The following is a 13,146-nucleotide window of genomic DNA, read 5'->3' as shown; positions in this document are numbered from 1 at the left end:
AGATACCGGGGTTGTATCTGGGTGTTCGCGACGTGCGGCCAGACGGCGGCTGGGCCACGCCGCAGCCCAGCCATCCACTCCGAAACAGGCGCTAGACACCCCCGGGCGGGGAAGGCTGGGTGGGGGTCGGTTTTGGGGGGTGGACGGGGCGCGGGAGGATCGTTGGGTGAGTGCGGAGTGCGGGGGACTGGACGTGGTGCTGTTCGGCGCTGTCCGGGTTCGGCGGGGTGGCGGCGAGATCTCGGTGCCCGGTGCCCGGCTGCGTGCTCTGCTGGCCCGGCTCGCGGTGGCGGGTGGACAGCCGGTCGGAGCCGGGGTGCTGGTCGACGCGCTGTGGCCGGAGGAGCGGCCCGCTGATCCGGCCAATGCTCTCCAGTCGCTGGTGTCGCGGCTGCGGCGGCTGGTGGGGTCGGAGTTCCTGTTGCAGGTCGAGGGTGGTTACCGGCTTGTCGCCGACGTGGACACCATTCGGTTCGAGCGGCTCGCCGCGGCCGGGCGGGACCGGCTGCGCGCGGGTGACCCGGCCGGCGCCGCGACGGTGCTGGGTGAGGCGGAGGAGCTGGTTGCGGGGCCGGTCGCGCCGGAGGTGGCCGGCGGGCAGGCTACCCGGATCGCGCAGGTGGTTGTCGAGGCGACCGCCGACCTGGCCGAGGCCGAGATCGCTCTGGGGTACGCCGAGCGGGCCACCGCGCGCCTGACCGGCCCGGTCGCCGAGCACCCGCTGAACGAGCGACTCGCCGGGCTGCTCATCGACGCGCTGGCGGCGCAGGGGCGGCAGGCCGACGCGCTCGCCGCCTACGAGCGGATCCGCGAGGACCTGGCCGAGCAGCTGGGCGCCGACCCCGGCGCCGCGCTCCGCGACCGACATGTCCAGCTGTTACGGGAAAAGTCGGAGAAACCGAGGGCGGTCACCAACCTCCCCGCCCCGCTGACCAGCTTCATCGGCCGCGACGACGATCTCACCCGCGTCCACGACCTCCTGACGACCGGCCGCCTGGTAACCGTCCTGGGACCCGGCGGAGCAGGCAAGACGCGACTCGCGCTCGAGGCGGCAAGGCTGAACCGCGACGCGTACCCTGATGGCACCTGGCTCGTGGATCTCGCCTCCGTGACCGAGGCAGCCAAGGTCGGCGCCGCAGTGATGGCAGCCGCCGGCCTCCGCGGCTCGGCCCTGTTCGAAACGCCCGGCCGTGTCCTGAAAAAAGGCGACGAGCTCGACATTCTGGCCGATCAACTCAACGGCCGCGACCTGCTCCTGGTGGTCGACAACTGCGAACATCTCATCGACGCCGTCGCACACCTGATGTCCGCGCTGCTCGTGCGCTGCCCACGCCTGCGAGTACTCGCCACGAGCCGAGAGCCGCTGGCAATCGACGGCGAATCACTCGTACCCCTTGGTCCTCTGGGTCTGCCCGGCAACGATGCCGCACCGGAGCAGGCAGCCCGAGCCCCCGCGGTCCGGCTCTTCGCCGAGCGTGCCTCCGCGGTCCGGCCCGGCTTCGCGATCGACGCCGCCACCACCCCCGACGTCGTGCGGATCGTCCGCGGCCTGGACGGACTCCCGCTCGCCCTGGAACTCGCCGCCGCCCGGCTGCGCACGCTGGCACTGCCCGAGCTGGCCGACGGCCTCTCTGACCGGTTCCGCCTACTCACCACCGGTAGCCGCACCGCACAGCCGCGGCACCGGACGCTACGCGCGGTGATCGCCTGGAGCTGGAACCTGCTCGCCGACCACGAGCGGATCCTGGCCGAGCGCATCGCCGTCCTGCCCGGCGGGGTGACCGCCGGGACGGCCGCCGCGGTCAGTGCCGGCGCGGTGCCCGCCGCGGAGATCCCCGATCTGCTCGCCGCGCTGGTCGACCGCTCGCTGCTGCAGCTCGCACCGGACGGCGGGCGCTACCGGATGCTGGAGACGCTGCGGGAGTACGGCATCGAGCGCCTGTCCGAGCAGGGAGTTCTTGACGAGGTCCGCGACCGCGCCGCCGCCTTCCTCTCCGCGCTGGTCAGCGAGCAGGACGCCCAGTTGCGCACCCCCGCTCAGCTCGCCGCGCTGCGGGTGATGCGCGGTGAGTACGACAACGCCCTCGCCGCCCTCCGCCACCTCTGCGACAGCGGCGACGCCCGGGGTGCTCTCCAGCTGGCCATGGACCTGGGCTGGTACTGGCAGATGTTCGGCCGGCACGCGGACGCCGCGTACTGGCTGCGTGCGGCGCTCGCGGTGCCCGGCGAGGGTGACGCCCTGATCGCCACCTGCGCCGAGGCCGTGCTCGTGCTCAACCGCACCGGCACCGAGCCGGGACTGATCACCGAGACCGCCCAGCAGCGCCGTGACCGGCTGCGCGACCTGGCCCGGCGCCTCATGACGTACCCGGATCTGCCCGGCCCGGCCGGCGCCCTGGCGGCGGTTGTGCTCTTCATGGCCGAGGAGACCGACGCCGCCAACGAGCGGATCGACCGTCTCGTCAACGGGCCCGATCTCTGGCTCGCGTCGCTCGGGCACGTGTTCCGGGCGCAGGTCGCCGAGAACAACGGCGACCAGAGGCAGCTCGAGCAGGACGTGACCGCCGCCCTGGACGGGTTCCGGGCCATCGGCGACCGCTGGGGCCAGGCCACCGTGCTGCCGCTGCGGGCGCTGGTACGCCAGTACGCGGGAGACCTCGACGGCGCGCTCGCCGACCTGACCGTCGCCCGGGAGCTGGGCCGCGAGTTCGGCTCCCTCGACCTGGCCGACGAGATCTTCATCGAGCTGCGCTGGGCCGAACTGCACATGCGGCGCGGCGAACAGGACGAGGCGCGCAGGGCGGTCGCGCAGGCCCGCCTCCGTGCCGACCGTTCCGGCTCGCCCGAACTGGCGCTGCTGGTGGACGCCCTGGAGGCCGGGACGCTCGTGTGGATGGGCGACCTCGACCGGGCCGACGAGCTGCTCGCCCGGGCCACGGCGGGTCTCGGCCAGGAGGGCACGCGGGTGCTGGGCGGCGACCACGGTACGGCGATCATCGGGTCGGTGAAGGCGTCGCTGGCGCTGCATCGGGGCGACGCAGAGGCCGCGGAGAAAGCGCTGGTCATGGCGTACTCGGCGGCCCTGGACACCCGGGACATGCCGATCCTGTCGATGGTGGCGGTCACGGCGAGCGGGCTGGCGGTGCTGTACGAGCGGTACCGGGACGCGGCGATGCTGCTCGGGGCGGCGGCCCGGCTGCGGGGATCGCACGACCACACCGATCTCAACGTGAGCGAGGTGGCGGGCAAGGTGAGGCGGGCGCTGGGGGACGAGGGGTTCACGGAGGCGTACACGGCGGGGTGGACGCTGGACGCGCCGGCCGCGCAGCGTCGAGTCGACCCTGCGCGGCTGGCACTGAACTCTTGAGTTATGCCCGGCGGGCGTAAGCGCGCAGGGCCAGCGGGACGAACACCACCAGCAGTCCGGCCATCCAGAGCAGGGTGACCAGCAGGTGCCCGGCCACCGGGCCGCCGACCAGCAGCCCGCGGATTGTCTCGACCAGCGGCGTCATCGGGTTGACGTGCACGAACGCCTGCAGCCAGCCGGGCAGCGTGTCGGTCTCCACGAACACGTTGCTGCCGAAGGTCAGCGGCAGCACCAGCAGGAACATGATGCCCTGCACGGCGCCCGAGGTGCGGGCCAGCATGCCGACCCAGACCGAGATCCAGCAGAAGCAGAGCCCGAACCCGATCGAGAGCGCGACCGCGGCGAGGGCCGGCACCGCGCCGGTCTCGATCCGGAAGCCCATGATCGTGCCGAAGGCCAGCATGACGACGCAGACGGTCAGGTAGCGGATGACGTCGGCCAGCACGGCGCCGACCAGCGGCGCGGACCGGGAGATCGGCAGTGACCGGAAACGGTCGAAGACGCCCTTCTCGATGTCGGCGTTCAGGTTCTGGCCGAGCGCCACGCCACCCATCGCGAGGGACTGCGCGAGCATGCCGGGGAGCAGGAACTGCAGGTAGGCGTGCCGGTCACCGCCGGCGATGGCGCCACCGAAGAGGTACGTGAAGAGCAGCAGGAAGATCACCGGCTGGATCGTCACGTCGATGAGCGCCTCGGGCGTACGCAAGGTCTTGATGAGGCTGCGGTGCGCCAGCGCCGCACTGTGCTTCGCGATCGCTGTCATACCAGCTCCTCCGCCTTCTTCTTGCCGGTCAGGGTGTGGAAGACCTCGTCGAGGCTGGGCAGGTGCAGGGCGAGTTCGGTCACCTCGAGGTTCCGGCCGCGCAGCTCGATCACCACGTCGGCGAGGGCCGCGTCGCCGGTCACCGGCACCGAGGCGGAACCGGGGCGGCTGCCTGCGGCCTCGTCCTTGGCCGCTGTCGTGCCCGGCGCGGCCACCGCTTCGAGGACGTGCAGCACCTCCGGCAGGCGTTCCGGATCGGACGGGCGCACCCGCAGCGTCTGGCCACCCACACGGCGCTTGAGCCCGTCCGGGGTGTCGTGCGCGATCACCTTGCCGTGGTCGACGACCACGATCTCGTCGGCGAGCGCGTCCGCCTCCTCCAGGTACTGCGTGGTCAGCAGGACACTCGCGCCCCGCGCCACCTGGGTGCGGACCACACCCCACATGTCCTCGCGCTTGGCCGGGTCCAGACCCGTCGTCGGCTCGTCCAGGAAGATCACTTCCGGTCGCCCGACGAGGCTCGCCGCCAGGTCGAGACGCCGCCGCATGCCACCCGAGTAGGTCTTGGCCGGCCGCTGGGCGGCATCGGTCAGATCGAACCACTCCAGCAGCTCGTCAGCCCTGCGCCGGGCGTCCTTGCGCGACAGGTCCAGCAGCTTTCCGATCAACACCAGATTCTGTACGCCGGTGAGGTCCTCGTCGACCGAGGCGTACTGCCCGGTCAGCCCGACTTTGCGGCGCACCTCCTGCGGATGCTTGAGCACGTCGATCCCGGCGACCGTAGCTCTGCCCTCGTCGGGTTTCAGCAGGGTCGCCAGGACACGTACCGCAGTGGTCTTGCCCGCGCCGTTCGGCCCGAGCACGCCGAGCACCGTGCCCCGCCGCATGGCCAGGTCGACGCCGTCGAGCGCCTGCGTCGTACCGAACCGCTTGCGCAGCCCCTCGGCGCGCACCACCAGATCTTCCACGATGTCGCATTCCCTCCGTGTGGGTTACGACATCGAGACTGCGGGCGGGCGCTGACACGAACCGCACACGCGCCTGTCACGGCCTGACAAAACGCTGTCACCACCGATTTGCCGGATTTTCCGGGCCCCGCCTTCCGTCCCCGCGCCGGACCGTTCCGGGCCGGTTTCACGCTGGGCCGTTTGTGCGCCGGGCCGTTCCGGGCCGTTTTCGTGCTCGGCCGTTTGTGCGCCTGGCTGTTTCCGGGCCTGGCTGTTTCCTGGCCTGGCCTTTCCGGGCCTGGCCGTTTCCGCCGAGCCGTTCCCGCTGGCGGCCGTCGCTGGTGGCAAGAACGTTCGTTCTTCCTGTCAGCCGATCTTGTTGAGCTTCTTCGCGCCGGTTTTGACGATCTCGCGGAACTCGGCCTCGTCGTTGTCATCGTTTGGCGTCATCGAGAACGCCGCCGAGAGGTCGCCGAGCGCCACCTCAGCCATGAGGACCCGCATCGGATCGCCGGCACTCATGTGGATGGTCACGTCGATCGCCGCCGACGCATCGCCGAGGCTGTCCAGATCAAAGGCCTTGATTTTGTACGTGAACCCGACCTCGTCCACAAACTCCGGGCAACCCTCCGGCAGCGCCGCACCCAGCTTGATCGACTCAAGAGCCGTAGCGGCACCCGGCGCGGCGATCATCATGTCTGCGTAGGTGCCGTCCTTCTCCGTGAAGCCCTGATAGACCATGTCGACAGTCGGACCGGTCGTCTCCGACTTGAGGAGATCGCACGGCGCCTTGACCTTGCCGGCGAACATCTTCGTCCCGGGCGCGGGCTCGCCCTCAGCGACGTAGCCCTCGGGCACATCGGACTGAACGAGCAGACCCTTCTTCATCTGGTCAATCGTCGGCGGTTCGACGGCGGCGGGCGCGGCCGGTTGGGCTGCGGCGGGCGCGGCCGGTTGGGCGGCGGCGGGCGCGGCCGGTTGGGCGGCGGCGGGCGCGGCCGGTTGGGCGGCGGCAGCGGCGGGCAGGGCCGGTTGGGCGGCGGCAGCGGCGGGCAGGGCCGGTTGGGCGGCGGCGGGCGCGGCCGGTCCCGCGGCGGCAGCGGGCAAGGCCGGTCCCGCGGCGGTGGCGGGCAAGGCCGGTTCGGCGGCGGTGGCGGGCGCGGCCGGGACGGTGAGCAGGGCGAGCGTGGCCGCGGCGGCGAGGAGTGGTCCCATACGCGTCACGCTAGGTGCCGCCGACGGCCGGCTCCGGCGGAACGGCGAAGGTCCGACGTCCGACTTTGCCCGGAGGTGCTGCTCTGGTGTTGACAAGCTCAAGTGTTGACAGTTCTTGTGTTGACCGCGCTTGAGCTGACTTCACAGATGTTGACAGTTCTTGTTGACTGCACTTGAACTGACTTCACGGGTGTTGACGATTCATGTGTTGACAGCAAATATCCTGGTCACTGCGGCGGTGAAGATCGCGTCGACCTGTTCCGTCGTGGTGCCCGCGGTCATCGTCACGCGGACGTCGGCGTACCAGTCCCGGTACACGATCACGGCTCGGGCCACGGCGGGCTTGTCCTGGTACTTGATGGCCACCACGGTGATGTCTGTGGCCGGCGCAGAGAAATAGGTGGAGGTGCGTCGTATGCCGGACTGGTCGGTGACGGCCGGGCACTCGGAGAGCCGCTTGCGGATCGCGTCCACGATGCCGGTGGACTCGATCGAGCCGACCGCCATCCGGATCGTGGCGGCGCCCTTGTCCGGTGCGAACGAGCGCTCAACGGCGGTGCCGCGTGGGCCGTAGCGGACCAGCTTGCCGGAGCAGTCGTACTCGGTGAACCAGTCACCGCCGCTCACGGTGCCGTCCGTGACCACGCGATGGCCCTTCGGCAGATCGGCGAGCTCGATCAGCCCCCGCTTCAGCTGCGCCGCCGGGGTCGGGTCGTTGATCTTTTTGAGCGCCTTCACGCCCGCTTTGACGATCTTGAGGAACCGGGCCTGCGTTCCCGCGGTCGCGCCGTTCTCCTCGAAGACCGCGGACGCGTTGCCGTACGCGACAGCCACCGCGTGCCGCCGCCGGGAAACACTGCCCACCTGGTTGACCGTGATCAACCCGGCCGAGGTCACGCCCAGGTCGGGCAGCGTGAGGCGGGTCTGCTTCGTGGTCTCGCCGACACCGGTGAGGGACGGGCACTTGCGGGGCGCAGCGGCGAGATACCCGACGACCTCGGCCGCCTTCGCCGATCCGAGCGCGGTGATCGAGACGTCGACGGTGCTGCCGTCCTTGTTGACGAAACGCTTGGAGGCGTACGTGACCGACCCCCACACCTCCGACGCGTAACCGCCACAGACGTTCGAGCCGTAGACCAGCGGGTTGTACTGGGAGCCCGCGCTGCCGCCCGAAGCGGTGTAGCCGTCCGGCATCTTCGCCGGGGTCAACAGTCCACGGCTCAGCTGCGCCGAGGTGAAGTAGTCGTTGCCCGGCGGCGGGACGGTCCGGTCAGCGGTGGCGACTCCGGCCAGGGTTGCGAGAAGGATCGGCACCATACCGGTCAGCGCGAGGATTCGTCTCATCGGACCAACCTAGGCACCCCTACCCGAAAATTCGGATTTTTCAGCAAATAGAACCGCCCCGTCGCGCACTGGGGAGCGCGGCGGGGCGGAGCGTGGAAGGGCCGGCGGCCGCCGGTTCGGGGACCTGACGGCCGCCGGCCCAGCTATGCGGGACCGTAAGTCGTCCCGGAGCCCACTCGAACGCCCAAGGTCTCGTCCGCGCCGCCCGCCGGCGCGGATCGTGGGCGTCGGGGCCGCTCTGAGCGCGCTCTGACGCCCAAGGTCTCGTCCGCGCCGCCCGCCCGCGCGGATCGGGGCCGCCCTGAGCGCGCTCGAACGCCCAAGGTCTCGCCCGCGCCGCCCGCCCGCGCGGGATCTTGGGCGTTTGGGCCGCTCAGAGCGCTCCTAGGCGGGTGTGGAGGTCGCACCGGAGTCGGCGGTGCGGTCGGCCGACCCGTCGCGGGAAGTGGGCGCCCCCGCGGGTGCGGGCACGCCGGCGGCTGCGGGTACGCCGGCGGGTGCGGGGTCCGGGCCGCCGTGGACGTCGTCGACCATGGTGGCTTCGTCGAAGGGGTCGCCGCCGCTGAGTACCAGGTTGGCGCGCTCGCGGTCGAACTCCCGCGTCCAGATGCCGATCAGAACGGTGGCCACCGCGTTGCCGGCGAAGTTGGTCAGCGCGCGGGCCTCGGACATGAAGCGGTCGATGCCGACGATCAGGCCTACGCCGTCGACCAGGTCGGGGCGGTGGCTCTGCAGGCCGCCGGCCAGTGTCGCCAGGCCCGCGCCGGTCACGCCCGCGGCGCCCTTGGAGGCGATGATCATGAACAGGAGAAGGGAGATCTGCTCGCTGACCGACAGCGGGTCGCCCATGGCCTGTGCCACGAAGAGCGACGCCATCGTGAGGTAGATGGCCGTACCGTCCAGGTTGAACGAGTAGCCGGTCGGCACCGCGATGCCGACCACCGGGCGGGAAACGCCGACGTGCTCCATCTTGGCGATCAGGCGGGGCAGCGCCGACTCGGACGACGACGTCGAGACGATCAGCAGGAACTCGCGGCCGAGGTAGCGCAGCAGCGTGAAGATGTTGATCCGCGCGACCAGCCAGAGCAGCGAGCCGAGCACGCCGAAGACGAAGATCGCACATGTGACGTAGAAGCCCAGCATGATCTGCGCGAGGCTGACCAGCGCGTTCGTGCCGGTCGCGCCGACCACCGCGGCGATGGCGCCGAACGCGCCGATCGGGGCCAGCCACATGATCATGGCGAGGACGCGGAAGACGAGGCGCTGGAAGACGCCGATGGCGCGCAGTACCGCCTCGGACCTCTCGCCCATCGTCTGCAGCGCGAAACCGACGAGCAGCGCGACCAGCAGCGTCTGCAGCACGTTGTCCTCGACCAGCGGTGACACCAGGGTGGTCGGGATGATGCCGAGGAGGAAGTCGGCGGTACTCTCCGAGGCCGTGTCACCGACCGCTTTCTGCCCGGCCGCCGCCACCGACTCGTCCAGGTGCATGCCGGTGCCCGGGTGGACCAGGTTGCCGACCACGAGGCCGATGGCGAGGGCGACGGTGGACATCGTCAGGAAGTAACCGAGGGCGAGACCGCCCACCTTGCCGACCTTGGCGGCCTGGCGTACCGAGCCGACACCGAGCACGATCGTGCAGAAGATGACCGGGCTGATCATCATCGAGATGAGGTCCACGAATCCGGTGCCTATCGGGCGCAGCTCGACCGCGGCGTCGGGCCAGAGCAGGCCCACTCCGATGCCGAGCGCGACGGCCACGACGACCGCCGGATAGAGATAGCGTGTGCGGTCCTTGTTGACCCGCGGGGCGGGAGCGGTTTCCATGTCGTGAATGTGGCCTGGGTCTCAACCCGGATCACGATTACGTTCATTCTGTTCACTCGAAGGAAACAGATGTCCGGTAGCTGGAGTATCGCGAAACAGCTCTTCGCCCTGCAGGTGCTGGTGGTGACGCTGCTGGTCGCGGTCTGCACCACGGGCGCGGTGCTGCTCGCGCGACGGGACGCGGTGAACGCGGCGATCGAGGAGGTCACCGCGGTAGCCGAGACCATCGCGCACTCGCCCGCGGTGGTCGAGGCACTGCACACCGCCGACCCGACCGAGTCGCTCCAGCCGTACGCCGAGGCCACCCGCATCGCCACCGAGACGGACTTCATCGTGGTGATGGCGCCGGACCGGACCCGGTACACGCACCCGACCCCGGAGCTGATCGGCAAACCGTTCGCGGGCTCCGTGGACGAGGCGCTCCACGGCGGCACTGTGATCGAGGAGTACAGGGGGAGTCTCGGCGCGTCCGTGCGTACCGTAGTGGCTGTTTTTGAACCTGGCACCGCAACCGTCATCGGCCTGGTCTCCGTCGGCATCACCACCGCCGCGATCAACCGCAACCTGGCCGCCCAGGTCCCCGCCGTCGCTGCCGCCACCGGCGGCGCCCTGCTCCTCGCCGCTCTCGGTGCCTGGCTGCTCAGCCGCCGCCTGCGCCGGCAGACGCACGGACTCGGCCCGGCCGAGATGACCAGGATGTACGAGTACTACGACGCCGTCCTGCACGCTGTCCGCGAAGGATTGGTGGTGGTCGACCGCGACGGCCGGGTCGAGCTGATCAACGACGAGGGCCGCAGGCTGCTCGGAGCGCCCGCGTCCGGACCGGCCGACCTGCCCCGGGAGGTGGCCGGCCTGATCACCGAGCAGCGGCCCACCGTGGACGAGCCGGTGCTGGTCGGCGACCGGATACTGGTGGCCAGCCGCCGCGAGACCCGCTTCGAGGGCCGCACCCTCGGCACGGTGCTGACCCTGCGCGACCACACCGAGCTGCGGGCGCTGACCGGCGAGCTCGACTCGGTGCGCGGGCTGACAGAGGCGCTGAGGGCGCAGGCACACGAGGCGGCGAACCGGCTGCACACCGTGCTGACCATGGTGGAGCTCGGGCGTACCGATGAGGCTCTGCGGCTCGGCACCGCCGAGCTGGCGCTGGCGCAGCAGCTCACCGACCAGGTCGTGGGCGCTCTGCAGGAGCCGGCGCTGGCGGCGCTGCTGCTCGGCAAGTCGGCGCAGGCGAGCGAGCGCGGCGTGGAACTCACCGTCGAGCCGGACTCGCGGATCGAGGGTGAGCCGCTGCCGGGCCGCGACCTGCTGACCGTGGTGGGCAATCTGGTGGACAACGCGCTCGAGGCGGTCGGCGGGATCGAGGCGCCGCGCCGGGTCCGTGTGCTGGTCCGGCACGCGGACGGCGAGATCGTGGTCCGGGTCAGCGACAACGGTCCGGGCCTGCGCCCGGACCAGGCCGCCGACGCCTTCCGGCGTGGCTGGTCGAGCAAGGGACAGGGGCGCGGCGTCGGCTTGTCGCTGGTCCGGCAGGTGTCTGAAAGGTACGGAGGAAACTGCACGATCGAGCAGGCCGACGGTGGTGGCGCGGTCTTCAGCGTGCGCCTGCCGGTGCCGGCATGACCACACCCGTGCCCGCCATCCGGGTGCTCGTGGTCGACGACGAGCCGCTGATCGCCGACGCACACAGCGCGTTCACCGAGAAGGTCGCCGGTTTCCGCGTCGTCGGGGTGGCGCACACCGCCCGCGACGCGATGACCCAGCTGCGCGCCGGCCCGGTCGACCTGGTCCTGCTCGACCTGAACCTGCCGGACAAGCACGGCCTGGAGATCGCTCGTGCACTGCGCGCGGCCGGCAGCGGCACCGACGTCCTGGCCGTCACGTCGAACCGGGACATCGACATGGTCCGCCAGGCGGTCGCTCTCGGCGTCACGCACTACCTGCTCAAACCGTTCACGTTCGCGGCCTTCCGCGACAAGCTCGACCGGTACGCCCAGTACCGCCGCCAGCTCTCCGCGGCCGGCGAGGTGGCCGCACAGCACGAGGTGGACCGGGTGTTCGCCACGTTGCGCGGCGCACCGCCGGACACCCTGCCCAAGGGCCTCGACCGCAGCACGTTCGACCTGATCCTGGCTGCGCTGCGCGACGCGGCACCGGCCGGGCTGTCGGCGGCCGAGGTGGCAGGCCGCACCGGCACGTCCCGGGTGACCGCCCGCCGATACCTGGAGCACCTGGCCGACGCGGGCCGGGTCGCGCGCAGTCCCCGGTACGGCGGACCGGGCCGGCCGGAGGTCGAGTATCGCCCGGCTCCGGCGGGTATCTCCGGTCCATGACGGACCAGACCCTGATCATCCTCGGTGCGAGCGGCGACCTGACCGCCCGCCTGCTGCTGCCCGGCCTCGGCGCACTGCTCGCCACCGGCCAGGTGCCGGGCCTGACGCTGATCGGCGCCGCCCGCGACGACTGGGACGACGAGCAGTGGCGGCGCCGGGTGGCCGAGTCGTGCGGTGAGGGCGTGGTTTCGCGCACCTCTTACCAGCGCGCCGACGTCACCGACGCGGAGGACCTGCGCCGGATTCTCGGCGCCGCACGCGGCCCGGCGGCGATCTTCTTCGCGCTGCCGCCGGCGGTGACCGCGCGGGCCTGCGACGCGTTGCTCAAGCTGGACCTCCCGGAGGGGACCCGGCTCGTACTGGAGAAGCCGTTCGGCATCGACGGCGACGCGGCGGCGGCGCTGAACGCGGTGCTCGCCCGGCTCGTACCGGAGGAGCGGATCCACCGGGTCGACCACTTCCTCGGCAAGTCCACGGTCCTGAACATCCTCGGCCTGCGCTTCGCGAACCGGATCTTCGAGCCGCTGCTGAGCGCCGAGCACGTCGCGTCGGTCGAGGTCGTCTTCGACGAGGCGCTGGCACTGGAGAACAGGGCCGGCTACTACGACCACGCGGGCGCCATGGCCGACATGATCCAGAGCCATCTGCTGCAGATCCTCGCGCTGCTCGCGATGGAGGCACCCGGGACCCTCGACGCGGCCGAGTTCCGCGACCGCAAGGCCGACGTGCTGCGCGCGACCCGGCTGTGGGACCCGAGTCCGGCGGCCTGCAGCCGCCGAGCCCGCTATACGGCGGGGACGCTGGACGGGCGGAACCTTCCGGCGTACGCGGACGAGCCCGGCGTGGACCCGTCACGCGGCACGGAGACTCTCGCCGAGCTGGTGTTCACGGTCGACACGTGGCGCTGGGCCGGCGTGCCGTTCCGGCTGCGCTCCGGCAAGGCGATCGGCAACAGCCGCAAGGAAGCGGTGATCACCTTCAAACGGCCGCCGCGCATCCCGGACGGCCTGACCGGCTGCGACCAGCCGGACCGCCTGCGGATCGGCTTCGGCCCGGACGCCCTGGGCCTCGACTTCAACATCAACGGCCCTGGCGACCCGTTCCAACTCGACCCGGTCACCCTCAGCGCCGCTTTCGGCCCCGGCGACCTACCGCCCTACGGCGAGGTCCTCCGCGGCGTCTTCGAGAACGACCCCACCCTCTCAGTACGAGGCGACACCGCCGAACACTGCTGGCGCATCGTCGCCCCGGTGGCGAAGGCGTGGCGGGCGGGGGAGGTGCCGCTCTTGGAGTACGCGGCCGGCAGCGCGGGCCCCAAGGACTCCCTGCTCGCCCAGCCCTGACCAGCGG

The 13,146-nt window shown here is 71.2% G+C and carries 9 protein-coding genes; 4 read left to right on the top strand and 5 right to left on the bottom strand.

The genetic code is table 11. The features are described 5' to 3' along the window. Positions 1–166: 166 nt before the first annotated feature. Entirely contained in the window at positions 167–3,367 is a 3,201-nt protein-coding gene (locus tag AB0M02_RS44865; protein ID WP_364238636.1) for a BTAD domain-containing putative transcriptional regulator, read from the top strand. A 1-nt stretch (position 3,368) separates the two neighbouring features. On the opposite strand, the gene AB0M02_RS44860 is transcribed toward AB0M02_RS44865, so the two are convergent. The 5 genes from AB0M02_RS44860 to AB0M02_RS44840 form a co-directional block, all read right to left on the bottom strand. Continuing rightward, positions 3,369–4,130, bottom strand: a complete 762-nt coding sequence (locus AB0M02_RS44860) for an ABC transporter permease (protein ID WP_364238635.1) — start codon at positions 4,128–4,130, stop codon at positions 3,369–3,371. After that, positions 4,127–5,098 (bottom strand): ATP-binding cassette domain-containing protein, encoded by a 972-nt coding sequence (locus AB0M02_RS44855; protein WP_364238634.1) that lies wholly within the window; start codon positions 5,096–5,098, stop codon positions 4,127–4,129. Before AB0M02_RS44855 ends, AB0M02_RS44860 begins: the two co-directional genes overlap by 4 nt. 345 nt (positions 5,099–5,443) lie before the next feature. Continuing rightward, positions 5,444–6,184: a hypothetical protein gene (locus tag AB0M02_RS44850; protein WP_364238633.1), complete on the bottom strand. Its 741-nt coding sequence runs from the start codon at positions 6,182–6,184 to the stop codon at positions 5,444–5,446. 309 nt (positions 6,185–6,493) lie between these two features. After that, positions 6,494–7,636: a hypothetical protein gene (locus AB0M02_RS44845; protein ID WP_364238632.1), complete on the bottom strand. Its 1,143-nt coding sequence runs from the start codon at positions 7,634–7,636 to the stop codon at positions 6,494–6,496. Between the two features lie 384 nt (positions 7,637–8,020). Beyond that, entirely contained in the window at positions 8,021–9,463 is a 1,443-nt protein-coding gene (locus tag AB0M02_RS44840; protein ID WP_364238631.1) for a cation:dicarboxylase symporter family transporter, read from the bottom strand. A gap of 69 nt (positions 9,464–9,532) precedes the next feature. Here AB0M02_RS44840 and AB0M02_RS44835 point away from each other — a divergent pair, with 69 nt between their 5' ends. From AB0M02_RS44835 to AB0M02_RS44825, 3 genes are read left to right on the top strand one after another with little or no spacing between them, the layout of a single operon-like run. Further along, on the top strand, positions 9,533–11,086 hold the full coding sequence (locus AB0M02_RS44835) for a sensor histidine kinase (protein ID WP_364238630.1): 1,554 nt from the start codon (positions 9,533–9,535) through the stop codon (positions 11,084–11,086). Further along, positions 11,083–11,796, top strand: coding sequence for a response regulator (locus AB0M02_RS44830; protein ID WP_364238629.1), 714 nt, complete (start codon positions 11,083–11,085; stop codon positions 11,794–11,796). The genes AB0M02_RS44835 and AB0M02_RS44830 overlap by 4 nt, the downstream gene beginning before the upstream one ends. Then, complete coding sequence (locus tag AB0M02_RS44825) at positions 11,793–13,139, top strand: glucose-6-phosphate dehydrogenase (RefSeq protein WP_364238628.1); 1,347 nt, start codon at positions 11,793–11,795, stop codon at positions 13,137–13,139. Before AB0M02_RS44830 ends, AB0M02_RS44825 begins: the two co-directional genes overlap by 4 nt. Positions 13,140–13,146: the final 7 nt, after the last annotated feature.

The organism is Actinoplanes sp. NPDC051861, assembly GCF_040681145.1.
In the GTDB taxonomy this organism is placed as follows: Bacteria; Actinomycetota; Actinomycetes; order Mycobacteriales; family Micromonosporaceae; genus Actinoplanes.
The sequence above is the reverse complement of the archived record's forward strand: the minus strand, read 5'-3'. Positions and strand labels throughout refer to the sequence as shown.